The sequence below is a fragment of the Paenibacillus sp. OK060 genome, from assembly GCF_900101205.1.
GTDB classification, from domain to species: Bacteria; Bacillota; Bacilli; order Paenibacillales; family Paenibacillaceae; genus Paenibacillus; species Paenibacillus marchantiae.
Window position 1 is genome coordinate 428,776 of record NZ_FNFR01000003.1, and the last position, 19,561, is coordinate 448,336.

At 47.6% G+C, this 19,561-nt stretch carries 18 protein-coding genes and 2 pseudogenes; all 20 read right to left on the reverse strand.

Features of this window, described 5'->3' with window-relative positions; genetic code table 11:
• Positions 1-43: 43 nt before the first annotated feature.
• The 20 genes and pseudogenes from BLS14_RS13600 to BLS14_RS13690 all read right to left on the reverse strand — a co-directional run bounded on the left by BLS14_RS13600 (position 44) and on the right by BLS14_RS13690 (position 19,560).
• Complete coding sequence (locus BLS14_RS13600; protein WP_090809140.1) at positions 44-691, reverse strand: helix-turn-helix transcriptional regulator; 648 nt, start codon at positions 689-691, stop codon at positions 44-46.
• Positions 692-704: 13 nt separating this feature from the next.
• Positions 705-1,592: an oxygen-dependent tRNA uridine(34) hydroxylase TrhO gene (locus BLS14_RS13605; protein ID WP_064641719.1), complete on the reverse strand. Its 888-nt coding sequence runs from the start codon at positions 1,590-1,592 to the stop codon at positions 705-707.
• A 251-nt stretch (positions 1,593-1,843) separates the two neighbouring features.
• Positions 1,844-3,268: a YfcC family protein gene (locus BLS14_RS13610; RefSeq protein ID WP_256336451.1), complete on the reverse strand. Its 1,425-nt coding sequence runs from the start codon at positions 3,266-3,268 to the stop codon at positions 1,844-1,846.
• 4 nt (positions 3,269-3,272) lie between these two features.
• Entirely contained in the window at positions 3,273-4,445 is a 1,173-nt protein-coding gene (locus tag BLS14_RS13615) for a M20 family metallopeptidase (RefSeq protein ID WP_256336452.1), read from the reverse strand.
• Between the two features lie 395 nt (positions 4,446-4,840).
• Entirely contained in the window at positions 4,841-5,749 is a 909-nt protein-coding gene (locus BLS14_RS13620; RefSeq protein ID WP_090952254.1) for a LysR family transcriptional regulator, read from the reverse strand.
• A gap of 129 nt (positions 5,750-5,878) precedes the next feature.
• Positions 5,879-6,985 (reverse strand): hypothetical protein, encoded by a 1,107-nt coding sequence (locus BLS14_RS13625; RefSeq protein WP_090952258.1) that lies wholly within the window; start codon positions 6,983-6,985, stop codon positions 5,879-5,881.
• Positions 6,986-7,043: 58 nt separating this feature from the next.
• Positions 7,044-8,549 (reverse strand): sensor histidine kinase, encoded by a 1,506-nt coding sequence (locus BLS14_RS13630; protein WP_090952261.1) that lies wholly within the window; start codon positions 8,547-8,549, stop codon positions 7,044-7,046.
• A complete protein-coding gene (locus BLS14_RS13635; RefSeq protein ID WP_072733766.1) occupies positions 8,546-9,256 on the reverse strand; it encodes a response regulator transcription factor in 711 nt (236 codons plus the stop codon). Before BLS14_RS13635 ends, BLS14_RS13630 begins: the two co-directional genes overlap by 4 nt.
• Before the next feature lie 225 nt (positions 9,257-9,481).
• Positions 9,482-10,346: pseudogene (locus tag BLS14_RS13640) on the reverse strand (Rpn family recombination-promoting nuclease/putative transposase).
• A gap of 86 nt (positions 10,347-10,432) precedes the next feature.
• Positions 10,433-10,564: a hypothetical protein gene (locus tag BLS14_RS33130; protein ID WP_256336453.1), complete on the reverse strand. Its 132-nt coding sequence runs from the start codon at positions 10,562-10,564 to the stop codon at positions 10,433-10,435.
• Entirely contained in the window at positions 10,561-10,728 is a 168-nt protein-coding gene (locus BLS14_RS32560; protein WP_176854505.1) for a hypothetical protein, read from the reverse strand. Before BLS14_RS32560 ends, BLS14_RS33130 begins: the two co-directional genes overlap by 4 nt.
• 291 nt (positions 10,729-11,019) lie before the next feature.
• A complete protein-coding gene (locus tag BLS14_RS13655; RefSeq protein ID WP_090952269.1) occupies positions 11,020-12,426 on the reverse strand; it encodes an MATE family efflux transporter in 1,407 nt (468 codons plus the stop codon).
• A 306-nt stretch (positions 12,427-12,732) separates the two neighbouring features.
• Positions 12,733-12,846 (reverse strand): annotated as a pseudogene (locus tag BLS14_RS32310) (carbohydrate ABC transporter permease); the annotation flags it as partial.
• A 2-nt stretch (positions 12,847-12,848) separates the two neighbouring features.
• Positions 12,849-13,676 carry a carbohydrate ABC transporter permease gene (locus BLS14_RS13660; RefSeq protein ID WP_090952272.1) on the reverse strand — a complete coding sequence of 276 codons (828 nt, stop codon included), beginning with the start codon at positions 13,674-13,676 and terminating at the stop codon, positions 12,849-12,851.
• Positions 13,676-14,542 (reverse strand): carbohydrate ABC transporter permease, encoded by an 867-nt coding sequence (locus tag BLS14_RS13665; RefSeq protein ID WP_063567591.1) that lies wholly within the window; start codon positions 14,540-14,542, stop codon positions 13,676-13,678. Before BLS14_RS13665 ends, BLS14_RS13660 begins: the two co-directional genes overlap by 1 nt.
• A 25-nt stretch (positions 14,543-14,567) precedes the next feature.
• Positions 14,568-15,773, reverse strand: coding sequence for an ABC transporter substrate-binding protein (locus tag BLS14_RS13670; RefSeq protein WP_090952663.1), 1,206 nt, complete (start codon positions 15,771-15,773; stop codon positions 14,568-14,570).
• A gap of 297 nt (positions 15,774-16,070) precedes the next feature.
• Positions 16,071-16,559, reverse strand: coding sequence for a signal peptidase II (gene lspA / locus BLS14_RS13675; protein WP_063567589.1), 489 nt, complete (start codon positions 16,557-16,559; stop codon positions 16,071-16,073).
• A 209-nt stretch (positions 16,560-16,768) separates the two neighbouring features.
• Positions 16,769-17,716, reverse strand: coding sequence for a nucleoside hydrolase (locus tag BLS14_RS13680; RefSeq protein ID WP_063567588.1), 948 nt, complete (start codon positions 17,714-17,716; stop codon positions 16,769-16,771).
• Positions 17,717-17,776: 60 nt separating this feature from the next.
• A complete protein-coding gene (locus BLS14_RS13685) occupies positions 17,777-18,181 on the reverse strand; it encodes a DUF350 domain-containing protein (protein ID WP_063567587.1) in 405 nt (134 codons plus the stop codon).
• Positions 18,163-19,560 (reverse strand): glutathionylspermidine synthase family protein, encoded by a 1,398-nt coding sequence (locus tag BLS14_RS13690; RefSeq protein WP_063567586.1) that lies wholly within the window; start codon positions 19,558-19,560, stop codon positions 18,163-18,165. The genes BLS14_RS13685 and BLS14_RS13690 overlap by 19 nt, the downstream gene beginning before the upstream one ends.
• Between the last annotated feature and the right edge of the window lies 1 nt (position 19,561).

A 19,561-nucleotide genomic window follows, 5' to 3' on the forward strand; every position in this document is an offset into this window, starting at 1 on the left:
AAAAAGAGACTGTTCCGAGTGATCGAAACAATCTCTATACATGCTAATTCCCAGCCGCTTCGCGAATCTGGTACGTGCATTTTTTGCCGCCATCCGCATAACATTCGGTGCGCTCCACATCAGCCTGCAGCAATGAACGGAACAGTTCCAGTTCACAGCGGCAAGCCTGTTTATAGACACTCGCTACCTGCACAATAGGGCAGTTCAGCTCGGTAAGCACATAGGTGCCATCCTCTTCCTTGGAGGCATCGGCCATATATCCGTTTGCATTCTGAATGCGCGCGAGTTCCTCGACACGTCCGGCCAGATCCTGACCTTGCATCTGTGGCTGTCCGCTGCGAAGCAGCTTGTCCCGGCGGCTCTCGAACAATGCATCCACGACACCGCTGCCCGCTGAATCCGACAGTTCCTCCAGCAGTTCCAGGGTCAGTGATGAATATGATTTTGGGAAAAAGCTATCCCCGCGTACCGTCAGATGGTATACGGCGGAGGGACGTCCAGCTGTAGCTCTGGCTTCCCGAACTTCAATCCATCCCTCCTGCTCCAGTGCCGTGAGGTGACGGCGAATCGCCATGCCGGTCAGACCAAGCTCAGCTGTCATTTCCCTTGCGGTCATTGTGCCTTGCTGCTTCAGCATGAACAAAATCCGTTCACGCGTCGTTCGTTCCTCTTCGCGCTTCACGATCAGCACCTGCTCTCCCTGCTTATGCGGTTACCGGTGCTGCCTCCCGGCAGGCATCCGAGCAAAAGCGGTTATGCGTCTCTTCGCAATCCTCACAGCTTACATGCTGCAGGTTGCAGGTTGGACAGTTAATATAACGGTCATGCGTCGTTCCACAGTGATAACAGCTGGCAATCACGATATCTTCATCCGTCCGGTTAATCGGCACGGAAATACGCTCGTCAAAAACATAACATTTCCCATCAAACAAACGACCTTGTACCTCATCATCCTTACCATAGGTCACGATTCCGCCATCAAGTTGAGCCACGTCCTGGAAACCCTCCTTAATCATGAACCCGGTCAGCTTTTCACAACGGATACCGCCAGTACAGTAAGTAATGATCTTTTTGTCCTTCATGTCGCCCAGGTTATCCCGAATCCATTCCGGAAACTCGCGGAACGACTCTACGTCCGGACGAATTGCACCTCGAAAATGACCAATCTCGTACTCGTAGTCATTGCGGCCATCAATTACAATGACATCCTCCTGTTGAAGATGCTCGTAAAATTCTTTCGGGGACAACCGTTTACCGCTAATTTCGTTCGGGTCCAAGTCTTCGTCCACACGGAACGTAACCAGCTCAGCTTTGTGACGAACAAATATTTTTTTGAACGCATGCTCTTCGACATCATCAATCTTGAATACCATATCGCTGAACAGCGGGTTGGCATGCATATCCTTCATGTACTGCTCGGTTTGCTCTGGTGTACCGGATACGGTACCGTTAATGCCTTCCGAGGCAATCAGAATACGTCCTTTTACACCCAGGTCCTTACAGTATTGCAGATGCTCTTGGGTAAACGTTTCAGGGTCTTCAATCTTCACGAACTTATAATATAAAAGCACGCGGTACGCGCTGTTACACATGTGTATCACCTGTTCCTATTCCATGTTGTTATTGGCCGGATCATCCGACAAGACTACAACGTTGCAACCTTGCTTATGAAAAAGAAAAGAAACAGCCGTCCGAAACAATGTCTCGAACTGCTGCTTTGAACATTCGACTTTTATTCCTGCATTCTAGTTTATCGGAAGCGGAATAGCTTAGTCAATATAAATGTATAGAAAGGAATGTAAGTTATGGAATACATTTTTCGCTACTTATCTTAATTGAACGATTAAGAATACTGAATGGCATTGGCGATCAGCATAAATACAATACCCATAGCGATCCACATGACCATCAGCGGCCAGAAGAATCTAACCCATTTCTGATACGGAATGCCGGATACCGCGAGACTACCCATTAAGGCTGAAGACGTTGGCAAAATCATGTTGGTGAATCCGTCTCCGAACTGGAAAGCCAGTACGGCAGTCTGACGGGTAACCCCGAGCAGATCCGATAATGGAACCATAATCGGCATCGTTGTCACGGCCATACCTGTACCCGAGGTGATGAACACGTTCATGATATTTTGGAAGAAATACATACCCAATACCTGCACGGAAGACGGCAATTCGCCAACCAATGTAGACATTCCGTATACTACGGAGTCAATTACGTTACCCTGATCGAGGACAACCATGATACCTCTTGCCAGACCGATGATAAAGGCACCATAAGCGATGCCACTTGCACCTTTGACGAATTCACTTGCAATTCGACTAGGACCGAACCCGGAGACAAGACCCGCGATCACGCCCATGCTCAGGAAGAGAGCCGCCAGTTCTTCCATCCACCAGCCTTCTTTCGATACACCCCAGATTAACAGGGCAAAGCCAGCTACAATTGTAATGATAGTCAGAATATGTGTGATGCGAATCGTTGGCAGTTTTTTCAGGTCCACCGCAGGTGTATCTGCTGCCTGCTCCTGTTCCAGCTCATGCACCAAACCACGTGTTGGATCAGACTTCACTCTGGACGCGTACCGCATAATATAGATACTTGTCACGGAGATGAGACACACCAGGATGATCGCACGCAGCCACATGCCTGAAAAAATCGGGACTTCTGCAATCGCCTGAGCCAGTCCCACGTTGAACGGATTAAGCAGTCCAGCGGTAAAACCACAGGAGGCCCCTAGCGAGATCATCGCCGTACCCGTTAGAGCGTCATACCCCAGCGCACGCGCAATGGCAATCCCGATCGGTACAAAGACCATAACCTCTGTGGACATGCCCATCGTGAATCCACCAACTGAGAACAAGGTGATGAATACCGGAATGACCCATAATCCCTTATTGGCGAACGACCGGGCTACCCTACCTGTAAGGGCCTCAATCGTTCCCGTACTCGTAATGATCTGAAATGCTCCGCCGATGATGAAAATAAAGAATACAACGTCCGCGGAGTCAACCAGTCCGCGAACGATGGACTTGGGAATATCCCATAATCCCGTTGGATTGGCCTCTACATGATGATATGAACCTGGAACGAGCAAGGATTTGCCTGTTGCTTCATCCTTGACCCGATCAAATTCCCCTGCAGGAATAATGTAGGTTAGCACGGTAGCTACCAGCACCAGAATAAACAAGATGACGAAGGTGTGAGGCATCTTAAACCATTTGCGCCGTTGTTGTGGTTGTTTTGTTATGTTTTCCAATTCATCATCCCTCGTCCTTCTGTTGTTTCCACGCTTCAAATTCATCACGTACCTGCTGCAATGCGGCCTTGTCTGCGTACAAATCGAACGCTGTCAGTGCAAGTGCCTTCGCCGCACGGTTCAGTTCAATCATGCCTTCCTCTGCTCCGGCAAGCCGGGCAAATTCAGGAGTGTGTGTTGTCGCGTCACCTAACCGAATATACGGATGGATGGCGGCTGTTATTTGGCTTACGTTACCGATATCCGATGAACCCACACCGCCTGTTTGCGGTGGATCATGCACTTCAATGCCCATATCCTCCAGGTTCTGCTGAAACAGACCCGCCAGAGTTTTGTTGTTATTCCGCTCGGCATAGATCAGGCCTTCGGTAATATCTACCGCAGCCCCGACGCCTTCCGCAGCATGGCGCACGACTCGATATACTTTGTCCATGACGACTTTCAGCTCTTCAACGGTCTTCGCCCGAATGATATATACGGCTTCAGCCAGCTCAGGCACCACGTTGGGCGCATCTCCACCCTTGGTAATAATCCCGTTCACCCGAACGTCATCCTTCAAATAAGGACGCAGTGAGTTTATTCCCGCGTACGCGTTGACCAAGGCATCTAGCGCACTAATGCCCTTCTCAGGAGATGAGGCAGCATGTGCTTGTTTGCCATGGAACGTAAAGGTTGCGTCCACACAAGCCAGCGCACCTCTCAGTACCATCGTTTTTTGCTGCGGGTGACACATCATGACGGCATCAATCTCATTGAATACGCCATCGTTCACCATAATGATTTTTCCGCCGCCCTCTTCTTCAGCCGGTGTGCCAAGTACGACGATTCGTCCCGGAAGATCAGGGCAAGCTTCCTTGAGCGCCAGTGCTGCACCTACAGCAGAGGTTCCGATCAGATTATGTCCGCAGGCATGTCCGATGCGGGGCAGTGCATCATATTCAGCGAGCAGTGCAATCGTTGGTCCGCCTGGCTGGCCTTCCCATACAGCACGGAACGAGGTGTCGAGGCCTGAAATGCCTTTTTCCACCTGAAATCCGGCCGCTTCCAGCGGTTCGGTTAACCATTGTTGTGCTTGGACTTCCTGAAAGCTAAGTTCAGGGTTAGCGTGAATGCGCAGGGATAATTCCCGCAAGTCAGGGTCCAGCCGATCTACGGTTTCTTTGATTTTTTGCTTCATATGAGCTGGGTCAGGATACATATTGTTTTGCCGCCTTTCTCCAAATACAGCATTTCTATATTCAATTCAATCGAATAAATATACAATCAGACTGGATATATTGTATGTGTGACCAAGCCAGAAGTAAATTCAAAAAAATTAAGGAATAGCCCATAAAAAATTTTATGGACTCGCTAGACAATAACATATGGATATCATTAGATGTCAGTATATTACTGGTTATTTTTCATATTAGCCAAGACGGCATCGGTATACATTTTAATCTTATGTACATCCTTCGAATGGGTACTTCCTATAAAAATGACACTGCCAAACAGCAATAAAATTCCTTATTTGATAATAAAATATCGGATAATTATGCATGAATAAATGCACCTATTCCGCTATGTCTGTATCTAGTTTCCGTCCACAACATGCTGTGTTCCAGCCGTTTTCATCAAGTCAATAAAGCGACCCACCGTTGCCTGCTGCAGCACACTTTCCTTATACACTAACCACGTATTACGCCGCAATCCCTGTCCATTCTGTCGAATCAATTCCTGCTGGTGAAGGCCATCCGAATCAGACACAAAAATACCCGGAATAATGGCATAACCAAGCCCATAACGCACCATTTCCTTACATGTCTCATAGCTGTCCACACGCATCGCTACGGTTGGTGAACATTCATAGCGCTCATACCACCAGGCCGCTACTCCCTCTCGGAAGGGGCTCACAGGAGTTCCACCCGTTTTCGTCAAGGGCTCCTGAAATGCAATTTGCGGAAGCTCGGGAAGTTCATCCAGATTAATGGGTTCACGGGATACAATACAGATCGGTTCATCGTGCAGCAGATGTTTCCCCTCATACCATGGATGCTCCCCCCGGATGACCCCTACCTGAATTTCATCCCGCATCAACAGTTCCATAACCTCCACACTCAGAGCACAGGTCACAGCAAACTGAACCTCAGGGTACAGTTCCTTGAACTGCTTTAACAAGGGAGGAAGCTTGTACAACGAATAATGATTGGCAATCCCAAGACGCAGCGTTCCCTTAACCTCATTCCGAATGTTCGACAGCTGCTCCTTGACCTGATTAAGCTCATTGAGCATTTTACGGGCATAGATCGCGAGATGCTCTCCTTCGGGAGTAAATCTGGCGCCTTTTAACGTTTTATCGATAAGTGGCACGCCAAATTCCTTCTCCAATTGCTGCAAACGGTATGTCAAAGCCGGCTGGGTCATAAACATGCGCTCCGCAGCCTTGGTCAGACTACTTTCTTCGGAAACGCTCAGCAGCAGACGGCAGTCCTTTTCATCCATGATCATGTTCCCCCTTTACTTCTCGTCTCTTCAGTATAACCCAGAAAACCAGCGTTAAAGGTACAGAAAAAGCCCAACTCGATATGAGTCAGGCCCGCTCTGCTAATTTACTTCTTCTTCGATGATGATTTACTGCGAGATCGTAATGACCGAGGTGACAAAGTGGTATGATTCATTTTCCTGCACTGCCTGTGACAGCAAAATTCGGTTGCCTTCCGGACTCCAGCTCAGTGGATCAGATGCGTTATCCATTTCGGCCGAGATCTGGAACTGCTCCGCCGATTCCGTATTAGAGACGAACAGCCCTTTTTCATCGTCACTTTCCGAATTGATTGTGTAGGCGATTTTGGAATCGTCACCAGACCAGCTCGTGCCGAAGATCTGCGTGCCTCTGGCAAGCGTGGCTTTTTCATTCCCTTCCAGATCGGTTAGCACCAGCGCCCGTTTGGTATCGGCTGTTTTTTTCACAATCGCCAGTCTTGATCCATCGTTGGACGGGATTACCCTCTCTACACTTTTCAACACCTGCTTCACTTCACCGGTCTTCGTATCGTAGCTATTCAACTGTCCGTCCGTGCCTGTGATGTAGTAAATTACATTACCAGAAACGCTGACACTGCTTACATTGAAGTTCCCCGTCTTGACCAGCGCTTTGGTTATTCCATCCACACTTGCTGATATGATATCCCCATTCATGTTTGGAAAAACAACATGCTCCTTATCCAGCCATGCTCCTTCAAAGACAAATCCATCGTCATTGCCTGCAGGAACCACTTCCCCGTTGTGCAGGTTCAGAATGAAGCCTTTGCCCGTCGATTCCTCTGGTTCTCTGTAGAAAATATACTGACTATCCGGGGACACGAGTGGTGAGCCCAGATTCACTTCACTTTCCTTCACGGGTGTATCTGTGCCCTTTGTAAGATCGTACATGTATAAGTTATGCGGGTAACGTTTCTCACCCTCAACGGTGACAGGCTTCATGGACTCGTTTACTTTATCCGACAAAATCCAGTCATTGCTTAGCCACGCTACCCCGCGCATATTCGACAGTTTATCGATTTTCTCCAGCTTAAAGCTCTGGTATACCGATGTATTTGTATTGTCCTTGACTGTAATATCCGTGCCGGATTTCCCGTTCTGTGTATTATCCCCTGGTTTCGTTGTTCCCCCGCATGCTGTTGCCGATAATAGGACAATCGCCCCGAGCGTGCCCATAGCCGCCTGTTTCCAATTCATCATGGTCCCTCCTGAGTGCTTTCTATAGACCAAGCATACACATCGCATACTTCCAAAGTTATTCAGACTTGTTTCCAACTTGTAAACTTGAATGGGCAAGAGGGAAAACAAGCTGGAACGTCGTCCCTTCCCCGTGTTTCGGATCGCCCGGCAACAATGAGATTGTGCCGCCCTGCTTCTCTACAAATTGCTTGACGAGTGATAGTCCCAGCCCGGTTCCCCCGGTTTTTCTGGCCCTGTCTTTGTTGATGGTGTAAAAGGGTTCAAAGATTTTCTCGCTCGCCTCATCCGGAATGGGCGTACCTGAGTTGAAGATGCGAATCACCGCTTGTCGCTCCTGCATTCGCAGTTCATTGCTTACCCGGATGACACCTCCCGGCACATTATATTTGATCGCATTATCCAACAGATTGATGAAAATATGCATCAGGCTCTCCCGATCGCTGCGGATCACCGCAGGCAGTAACGTCAGCTCCATGTTCAGCGCAAACTTCTCGGCTTTGCCCCGCATCCGGCCACAGGCATCCTCCAGTAGAGCACGAACCTCCACGTCTTCCGCCTGATTCTCAAAATCATATTTCTCCAGGGCTGATAAATGTAATACCTTCTCAACCATCTCGTACAACCGCTCCGTTTCCTTGCCAATATTGCTCGTGGCATCATCCAGCAATTGCGGATCATCCTTATACATGTCCAGCAGCTCCACATATGCCTTAATCGACGTAAGTGGTGTCTTGAACTCATGGCTGATGTTACCGATATATTGTTTCTGCTGCTGCTCCAGAGCCTGAAGCTTCTCGATAGCGAGCTGAAGCTTCTGCTGTTCCGCATGCATGGCTTCAATATTTTGTTGAATCGATGTGCTCATATAATAAATGCCCTGTCCCAGTTCGCCCAATTCATCCTTGCGACTCACTGGTGATTCGGTAATATAATGCCCTTCACGAATGGAATCGGCAGACTTCTTCAATCGGGTTATAGCAACAGCAAAACGATTGTAGAAGAGATATCCCAGAATGAAGCTAAGTCCAACAACCGCAATCCCCGCCCACATAAACAACTGAAGGATACGGGCATAGAATTCATGATAGCTCTGAACCGGATACTGCATGCGCACAGCACCCATCTGTCCATCCGGTCCGTCCAGCGGTGCTACATATAGCAGGGTGTCCCCCTGTTCGTGATAAGCAATTTTATTTTGCAGCGCATAGTTCAGCGTCGCTGTGATATCTGCACTTTCCTCAGACATGATTGATGAACCAACCTGCTGTCCCTTCATATCATAAAGCGCGATGGGCAGACCTGTGGAGCTTGCAAGCTCTTGAGCCAACCTGCGGCCATTTTGCTGTAAAAAAACCTCCTGCTCCAGACGAACGGACTCGGTATAGTAAGACTGCCGCACATTCAGATTCACCAGACGGGTCTGCTGGGACAGAATGGTCTCGATCTGCGTCTGCTGGTTGCGCTCAATACCTCGCAATACCAAGGAGCTGAGCACAACGACGGTCAGGATTAGCAATGCGGCCAGAAAAACGCTGAACTTCAGCTTAATGCTGACTCTCATACCGAGCCGCCCGGTTCAGGGGCTGATGCCTTATAGCCAATGCCGTATACCGTCTGCAATTTTTGCTGGTCAGTATCGCCGATCTTTTTGCGCAGCCGCTGAATATGAATATCCACCGTGCGTGTACCCCCGGCATATTCCATGCCCCACACCCGGTCCAGCAGATCATCCCGTGTGTATACACGCTCAGGGTTGGACATCAGAATGGTCAGCAAGTCGAACTCTTTTGGCGTCAAATCCAGCTTCTCCTCATTCACCGTCACGGTGCGGTGAGCGATATGGATGCGCAGTGTTCCATTGACGATAACCTGATTCTTCTGGTCGTCAGGGGACGGGCTGCTTTTCTCCACACGGCGCATCAATGCCTTTACCCGGGCGAGCAACTCGCGGATCTCAAACGGTTTGGTCATGTAATCATCCGCGCCCATTTCCAGGCCTACGATCTTATCCACGATATCATTTTTGACAGTCAGCAAAATAATGCCGATATCCTCTCGATCCTCCAGCCTGCGGCATACGCCGTATCCGTCCAGCTTGGGCATCATCACATCCAGAATCATGACCTGCGGATGGAATGACGCCACCTTGACCAGCGCTTCTTCGCCGTCATTTGCTGTCTCTACTTCATATCCTTCGCGCCGCAGCGCGTAAGCAATGGCACTGACAATGCTTGACTCGTCATCCACGACCAATACTTTTTTATTCATCGAAATCATCCTCTATATGTGTCATGAGTTATCGTATTCTTTGGATCTATGTTAACAAGGTATGGCCTGATTAGCTATGGAGGACTTTTCGATTTGTGAGAAACTCCAGAAACGTCTGTATCCTCTCAGCTTCGACTTCGCTCCACTTTTTTTATACCCCAAACACAACAAAAAGAGCCAACCCGTAATTGGATTAGCCCTGTAAAGTGTAATTTCAGTTTCATATCACTGCTTAGGCAGCAGTTTTTTGATTTCCTCTGCAGAGAGTCCGGAGGCTTTCACCACAGCTGACATATCTACGCCAAGTGCAAGAAGCTCGCGAGCCATTTCCACTTTACCTTCTACTCTACCTTCTACTTTCCCTTTGGCTTCACCCTCAGCACGTGCACCTTCAATCATCGACTTTTCATCGCTTAGTGCTTTCATCCGTGCATCATAAGCCATTCTCGTAGCTGCATCCTGACTCAGAAATTCCAGCGTGTCCATCGCCTTTTTTAGCATCGGTTCATTCATCGCCAGCACCTCCCAGTTTGATGGATCAATCCCTTTTAAGAATAAAAGCCAGTTCACTAGTCCACCCTTATCCATAGGGACAGGGTGTTGATCCAGTTTGGTCAATTCCATCACATGAATTTCTATATCATCTGTCAAACCAATACCTGTATGATCTTCGCGTAAATGAAAAACATTGTGATATCGTTCATTGTCCAGACATGAGTAATTTAAAATATTGATCGTCACACATTTTTTCAAAAGATTATAGTTTTCGCCCTTCTTGATCTGGTGAGAGTACATTTCACTCCAGTAGAACAGCGTCCTTTTTTCCATATTATACGGATTAAACAGCTGCATCTCAATGTTGATTAACTTACCCTCCACCGTACGCGCTTTGATATCTAAAATGGATTAGTTTATCTTCCGGACTATCTTTGTCCGTAAACGTGTTAATAAGTGTAATCTCCGTAAGAGGCTACTCACCGGTTTCAATAAACGTGCTGTTAAGGAAAGCTAACAAAACATCTTTACTTTGCTCACTTCCAAAAATACGTTTGAATACAAAATCCACTCGAGGATCGAGCAAATCCGTCATCCAGCATCAGCTCCATTCTTACCCAAGATTATATCATAATTCCCATACTTTCTTCAGCTTAACGTTGGACCTGCTTTCACATCTGATCACTCCTCAAAAGACAAATTCATTGGCTCGTCCGACATCTCATACTCCGTCTCCATATGAGTCAATGGTGTATTCGGATCAACCTCTTCGAAGCGGAAACTATCCACCCACACTTTGCCTTTGCCGTTCAAAATAACCCCGAATGAGATGACCGCATTGCCCTGCGGAACACCTGATGATAATGATAGGGTGACAGGAGAGCTTCAGACGCCACTTCTTCAAGCCCGATCTCCTCGTACAGATTCGTTTCAATAAAGTAGAGACTTTGCCGAATCAATTCACTGTATGAATTCAAATAAAGTCCAGCCCCTTTACATATCCTTACTATACGTGAGGCTGCACATCTCGTTTTGATCATTTTTGCTAACCTGTTCTGGTGACAAACTTCGCTACAGCCCCCACCTATGATCTGAACCTCTCTAAGATAACGAGGTAATACTGCACAAATAACGAAAAAAGAGCCCATCATCAGGAGGAATGCTCCATCCCATGATTGGCTCTTCTTTAATAAGACTAACGACTCCAAGTGAGGCGTCCTTTTATTTCTATACTCCACTCAAATCGAAATTATTTTCCAAAATCAACATCATACTGCCGGCACCGGCTGAACTCCAACTTCCTCCTCATGATCCAACAGATCATGTTTCTCCCAAGCCCGGCTCTTCCAGCGGAAATACATAATGACAGCGCGTGTCCACTCGTCTGCGGCAATCGCAAGCCATACACCGGCGAGCCCCATGTGAAGCTTGAACACAAGCAGGTAGCCTAGCGGCAGGCTCATGCAGACCATAGAGATCAGTCCCATGTATACCGGGAACTTCGCATCACCTGCGGCACGAAGGGAACCAATAATCACAATGTTGCAGGTTCGCCCGGTTTCCAGCAGAAGACTTAGCAGGATGACCTGTGCCCCTAGCTTGATAATTTCCGGATTATCCGTGAACACACTCATCAGCGGAACACGGAAGAGAATAATAATTACATCGATCACAATCGTTGCGAGCAGCGCCCACTTCACACTGTCGAATACACGTTTGTATGCATCATTCTTGCGCCGCGCACCGACCAGTCGGCCAACAATAATGGAAGTTCCCATTCCGATCGCCATGCTGAATAGATAGATGTAGCTTGAAATGTTACCCGCATATTGCCGGGTTGCCATCGCTTCAGCACCCAGATAGGTTACGTACAGTGTGAAGACGAGCTGGCAGGACTGATATACAACGGATTCCAGTGCAGAGGGAATACCGATTCGCAAGATTTTGCTGATAAACTTCTTCGAAAGGTTGATGTAATAGCTAAACTCTACCCTTACATCCATAACCCGATAGAGTAACCAGAAGAAAATAATCAAACAGATCAGACGGCTTCCGACCGTTGAGATCGCTGCCCCTTCTACACCAAGCTTCGGCATGCCGAAATGGCCAAAAATAAGGGCGTAGTTACCAACGACGTGAATCACGTTCATCAGAACGGAAACATACATCGTCTCTTTGGTATAACCATGCGTACGAATCGTCGCGGCCAGCGCGTTAATCAGCGCCTGAAGGAAGATCCCGCCTCCGACAATACTTATATAAGAACGGGCAAAATCGTATATTTCACCTTGGATATGAAGCAGTGTAAGCAGATGTCCTCCTAACAGAAGGAAGCTTCCGCTCAGGATCAGTCCAACAATCAGATTTAGTGTAATCGCATTACCTGTGACCTGTGCCGCCTCACTCAACTTCTTCGAACCAATATATTGTGCCACAACAATAGCAGCGCCATGTCCAATGACTTCCAGTACAAGAATCGCAATGGAAATAATCTGGTTGGCTGCTCCGACTCCGGATACTGCATTATCGGACACTGAACTGAGCATGAACGTATCCACGCTCCCCATCAACATAAACAAGAAGAGTTCCAGGAAAATAGGCCATGTTAGCCGAATCAGATTCAGATCCTTGGCATCCGAACGCAGGGACTCTTTGGTTGAGGATATTGCTGTCATTTTCTCACCTTTCCCGTGTGGGCTTTAATTCTTAGGGTATGTTAGCACAGGTGGTTTGAAAATGCAGTAGTTTTGCGAAAAAACTTGAAAGTTTTTTGAAATTCCAATAATAGGTATTTTCAGTTCTTTCATTTAGTTTGCATTATAGAGAATAACTAAATTGATATACTCGTTATAAATACACGATCTCAGGAGATAGAAGAAGTCCAGGGCGATGAGCAAAAACCCTCACACATCCCTATTGGATCGGGATATGTAAGGGTCCAAGGTTTAAATTAGCCAATAACTCATGTGTGGTGCTCAGGTCTATCCTTTTACCGATCCGGCAGCAATACCTTCCACAATTCGGTTGCTCAAGACGAGGAAAGCGATCAGGATCGGCAGGATGCTAATCATCAGTGTCGCACCAATCACTCCCCAATTTATTTCACTGAACCTTGCGTTACACCATTGATAATCCATTTTTGTGCAAACAGGTAAATGATGATCATCGGCAGCAACGCCAGCAGGTACGATGCAAACGCCAGGTTGAAGTCAGTATTGAATTGACCCTGGAACACATATTGTACCAGTGGAAGCGTGTATTGTGCCGGATCACTAATAATAATGAGTGGCAGCAGAAAGTCATTATAGGTAGACAGACAAGTTAGAATACCAACCGTGGCACTGATCGGCGCCATCAATGGGAAAATGATTTTCCAGAATGTGCCCCAGGTTGTTGCTCCATCTACGAAGGCTGCTTCCTCCAGTGCTACCGGAATGGACCGAATGTAACCTACATATACAAATACGTTAAAGGCGAGACCGTACACCGTATGCAGCAGGATAAGACCCAGAAGATTGGTCATTTCCAGTGATGCAGTCAGCTTAACAATCGGCAGCATGATGATTGGAAACGGAATAAACATCGCGCTGACGAAGTAATAATACAGCCCTTTGAAAAATTTCCGCTTCTCCATATTCCGGGCAATCGCGTAAGCAACCATAGAGTTACTGAGCAAGGTCAGAATGACTGTTGACGCAGTAACAATGGCACTGTTACGGAACGATTGGAAGAAGTTTGTCATGTCTATTGCACTTGCAAAGTTCTCCCAGTGAAGCGTTGTCGGAATAGCAAAGACCGATTGGGCCATTTGCTCCGGATTTTTCAATGCGATTGTAACCGTCATATATAAAGGGAACAGAATGAACAAGGTACCCAGAATAATTAACAACATAACGGGCCAGTTGATACGTAAACGGCTTCTCATTACAGATCCGTCTCCCTTCTTTGCAGGAACCGGATTTGCAGAATCGAAATCACCGCAATAACGATGAAATAGATAACCGAGTTCGCAGATTGATATGCATATTCGCCGCCTTCAAATCCACCCGTGTAGATCAGATGGGAGATGGACTGTGTTGCCCGTCCCGGTCCACCATTCGTCAAGGCCACGATCTGGTCAAAGACCATCAGTGAGTTTTTCATCGCCAGCACCATATTAATTGTGAAGAACGGGGCAATAAGCGGAAACGTAATGCTCCAGAATTCACGCCATTTGCCGGCGCCATCCAGATTTGATGCTTCATACAATGTCGTAGGGATGGTTTGCAATCCCGCCAAATACAGAATCGTATTCAACGCAACTGATTGCCATACCGCTACAATCACGATCCCAATCCATGCCAGGCTTTCGCTGCCCAGAATGTTGGTGGATAAGGCGTTGATGCCCAGGTTTTGTCCCCAGATCGGGAATACGTTGGAGAACAGGTAGTTAAATATGTAACCTACGATCAATACACTCAGGATATTCGGCAAGAAGTAGATGCCACGGAAAAAGTTACGGAACTTAATCTTGGCATTCAGCCCGAGTGCAATGAGCAGGCTTAGAATATTCGTCAGAATCGTTACAACGATCGCAAACTTGAAGGTAAACCAGTAGGCGTTGCCTACGTTGTCATCTTGAAACAGATTGAAATAGTTTTTGAATCCAACAAAATCATAACCTTTACCGAATCCGTTGTAGTTCGTAAATGAATAATAGATCCCCTGGAGGGCCGGCAGCGTCATAAATACAAAGAACAGTATTACCGCCGGAACCGTCATCCAGTAATAAGGCGCGATGCGCTTGTTCATACTCCATCCTCCTTCGGACAAGGCGTTATCGCCGATTCGCTACCTTGTCCCATTCTTTGTCGAGTGTATCCAGATAGTTGTCGATGTTCTTGTTCTGCAAAAAGGACTGTACGATGGAATTCAGCTGCACAGCAGCCGGAATATAGTGATCGGCGAAGTCGATAACCTTGCCCTGCTCAATGTAAGGTGTCAGTTCCTGTACAGCAGGATCATCTTGTTTTACACCTTCCACCGCAGAGAACAGCGTCTGTTCCTTAATGTACTTGCCTATATTTTCAGGCTCCAGCAGAAACGCGATGAACTGCTCGGCCTGCTCCTTGTTTGGTGTATTCGCTGAAATGGTAAACAGAGAGTCGATTCCGTTCACCAACTTGATCTGGCTCGGATCGTTGCCTGTCGGGAATGGGAAGAAACCAATGTCCACATTCGGGTTCGCTTTACGAATCTCGGAGATCGCCCAGGTACCCTGGATGTACATATAAGCTTCACCATTGGCAAAGGCACGGTTACCATCCGAATACGCTTTACCGAAGTTGTCGCCGTGACCGTAATTCATCAGCTCCAACTGCTTCTCCGCAACCTCACGGTATTTCTCCTTGAAGGTCACTTTGTTCTCGCGACGCTCCAGGTAGAAATCAATACCAACCAAGTTAGGTCCGAGTGCATTGAACGGCAGATTCGTCTGCCAATCATCCTTGTATGTGAAGTAAAACGGAATTTTACCCGCATCCTTAATTTTTTTGGCTGTAGCAATCAGCTCGTCCCAGGTCTTGGGTACGTTCAGACCCATTTCTTTAAACAAGGTTTTGTTGTACATGATGCCGTTTGCATTTGTTGCGTATGGAACACCTGTCACTTCATCCATGCCCGTGACATCCTTCAGCATCTTTATGTAGTTGGGATCGATCGTTTTTAACAGTGGACTATCTGTCAGATCGGCGAAAATATCACTCTGTGCAAGAATGGAATAGGTATCGGTTGCCCCCATTGCCATAATGTCTGGCACATCGTTCTTCACCACACGTGTCTTCAGCACCGTCTCCGCGTCAGGTGGATTCACCTGAGTGACCTGAATATCGGAGTGTTCGGCGTTGAATGTTTTGATTAATTCGTCAAAGGTTCCTTTGGCTTCGGGTTTGTTCTGAAAAAATTCAACCTGCACTTTGCCATTGGCATTATTCCCGCTAGTGCAGGAAGACAGAAATACAGCCGTTATTCCACAAAGCAGCATTAACCCGAGTGCCTTGGTAAGCGATGTTCTCATGTTGTACCTCCCTCAGCTTATATACGTAAAGATTTACCCATTAAATTAGTGAAGTAACCACGTGGTTAATCCTTCCACCGTTTTATACTTAGAGCGTTGACTATAATGTGTCCTATTATTCCTAAAACGGTTTCGGTAAAAATGAATCAGTCCCACTGACCGCGAGTCCGCTCGTCGACATAACAAAAAAGGACATCGGAAATATCCAATGTCCCTCATGTATCCAGTTACGCTGCTTACATCACAGCTGTTGTTAACTCTTTATCAACGCTCTATTTTCGGCAAAGCATTACGTAAACGCTTGGCTCGGTAACTCTGAAATGCACGGATTAACATGCCGATGACCAGCATAACCACACCAACATTTATTGCTACATCCGCCAAATTGAGAATACCACGTCCCGACGGAAATACGAGAAAATCCGTTACACGTGCGTAGATAAAACGATCAATTGCATTACCCAAAGCACCACCGACCATGAAACCGGCACCTGCCTGCATCCAGAAACCGCGAATCTCACCTTTTCTCCGATAATACATCATGCCCGCCACGAATAGAATGGCGACCACACCGAAAAGACGCGCATTCCCTTGAAACAGGCTGCCTGCCATTCCACTATTCTCATAATGCTGCAATTGCATTCCCGAGTCGCCAAGCCTCATCGTGTCCCCAACTTCCATATACATCCTCACCGCCATCTTGGTTCCCTGATCAACCAAGGTAACCAGCAGTGCTACAAAATAAAATAACATTGTGCCACTCCTCCTGCCGGACGCTCAAAAGTTAAACTAAAGGGTCTCCGCTGTAACATTTCCTTCACTTTAACACACCCGAAGCGTTGTCACCAACTGGACAGAGAACGCGCATTGCACACACTCATAGGAATGGAATGGGCAAAAAAAATCCGTACCTGAAATAGGCACGGATGATAAATACTTTTATTGGAGTTAAAACCACAATTTTATTGAATAGCAGAGAGCACATCCAGCAGCATGGATTTGAATTTCGGACGGTCAATGGCCTCGCAGACGCGTACATTCGGCTCTTTGCCGAAACGTCCGTTGATATCCACAACGCTATATCCGCGTGTTAACTCTCCTGCTGCTTCTACATCCACATAATACTGACCGGATTTGGTCATGAGCGACTCATCTGCGGCAACAGCCATCAACAACGTATCCGGGTGAGTGGTGCCATTCAGTTTATGTACCGATTTGTTGAACTGCATCACCACTTTGTTGATGGCTGTGAAGAAATCGGCACCAGATGTACCCAGTGCTGCAATTTCAGCGTGATCATCATCATCCATAACAGAATACTGAGTACACATTTCCCAGCCAACCATGGTCGTCGGAATGCCTGCGTGCAATACAATTTTGGCTGCTTCCGGATCTACATAGAAGTTATACTCCGCGGCTGGTGTGATATTACCCAGTGCATTATTCGTTCCACCCATGATGTAGAGGTGAGCAATCTCCGGAATAATGGTTGGGTCCTTCTGGATTGCCATCGCAATGTTGGTCAGAGGTGCAATGGCCAGAAGCGAGATTTCGCCCGGATGTGCGTGTACCTTTTCAATAATAAAATCAACTGCATGCCCTGCCTCTGGACGCTGGTCCGCCTTCGGGAAATGGGCTCCGCCCATGCCGTCATCACCATGTACGTCTTCCACCGTGCGGTGCTGGGCCTTGCCATAGGCCATCAATGGGCGTTCGCACCCTTTGTACACAGGCACCTTGCCGCCATGTCCCGCAACCTGTACCGTGTACAGGGCATTTTCAACCTCCTGGTCAAACTGTACGTTCCCACCTGTAATCGTAATGCCCTCCACCTGGAAATGGTGCAGTGCCGTCAGGATCGCAATCGTATCGTCTCCTGCTGTATCTGTATCGATGATGACTTTTCTCATGATGCCGCGCTCCTTCTTCGTTGAATTGATATTCATTCCAAATAAACACTAGGGTTTATTTTACATCAAAAACGTACCGATGACGATGGAAACGCCGATGATAATGGACCGCAGCAGCTGTGCTACCGCCATATTGCCTCTTGCGATTTCGTCACATACCCGCATCTTGGGAATCAGGAAGTCAAATATAATATAGACCAGACACAAAATAATGATTCCAAGCGCCGACCAGAGCAGCATATCCAGCCACGAATGCGTGGAGAAGGACACCATGCCCACAATGATACACAGGCCCAGCAATTTGCTGCCCATATACATGCCTGCCGCCTCGTTACCTTTTGCGATTTCCTCGCTATCGTTATACCGGGTCAATTGGCTAAAAGCGAAATACCCACATACCAATACTACCAGCAAAATGCCTACACCTACCGCTACATTCAGCAGGTTCAATCCCAAATTGTCCATTCCTTCTCCTCCTCGTCATCCATCCGTTCATTGACCACAGCCGCACAATAATAGGCCATATCTCCGGTTACCTTCTCCCCGATCCGGGGCAGCACACCGGCAAAACGTCCACCGATGACAAACACCCCTGTAAGCAAATAACCGCTGTATACGCCATCCTCTGTCTGAATCACGGCCTGTTCCATCGGTACCAGCTGCTGATATATTTTAGGCTGATTATTATAATAGGCTGCGATCTCATCTTCTTCTTGCAGTTCGGCTATTGTGTTGGAGTTCGTAGGGGCGTGCAGCTGATGAGAAGCAGCCATTTGGCCCGCATGATGATCCGATCCCTCATCCAGCAGCGATGTGCCTCGACCTTCGCGGCCCCAATAGCTTTTAGCCACATAAGGCATTGCGCTCCATTCGAAAGGTCCAGCTTCGAAATAAGTCGGTAGCAGATAACGCGAAATCGCCGCTAACTCTGCATCATCAAACAGCCGAAACCCGCAATATTCCATGGTTTGTTCATTGCGTTCATAGAGTGACCAGATCGCCGCCATGAAACCCTTGCTCTGCATCAGCACATGCTGTGCAGGATTCATCAGGCCCAGGCCGCCATCCTGAACCAATTCAAGCAGTGCTGCGCCGATGTCCACGCCGGTCGTTTCATCTCGATCATCGATTAGATATTCCAGGGGATAGAGCCGGTACAACAGGTTAATCTCGCGTCCATGATGGTAGAGCGCCTCCCCTGGAATAATCTCCAACTCCTCCAGTGGAGCGTAAAACGTTTCATACCCCGCCTTCTGGCACAGCTTCATCAGATACTCCGTATTGGTCCGATCCTCTACATGCTCCCCAAATGAAGTAAAGGTCACCGGGCCCAGCAAACCCTGCTGTGCGTAAGCATCCAGCCAGCGGTGAAAGCATTCCCGGATACATTCATCCATTCCTTTGGACGGAGCATGGAGCGATGTTTTTTCAACCATCCCCACCAAAATACCTTCCAATGCAGCTGCTTCAGGTATGCCGGTTGGGGTATCCGTGTTATTTTCGATACATTTAGGTCCGGCTTCCCCAATAATCCAGTCCTGCCGAGTAATCCCGCCTGTCACCATCTCCATACGAGCCGCCGGAATAAGGCCGGGATGAATACCCAGCTGCTGCTCCAGGAAAGAGTCGGGCATGTATTGCTGAATAAAACGCATCACCTTGCAATAAATCCCGTCTACAGCCTCAACTGCTGCACGCAATTCCTGCATCTCCGCAGGGGAATAAACCGTCAATGCAGGCACACAATATTGCTTGCCATACATGCGATGGTAGGGAACCTGTTGCCCTGCTTCACCCCTGAATACTTCTTCATGACTGAATGGCAGTTGGTAGATATTCCTCATC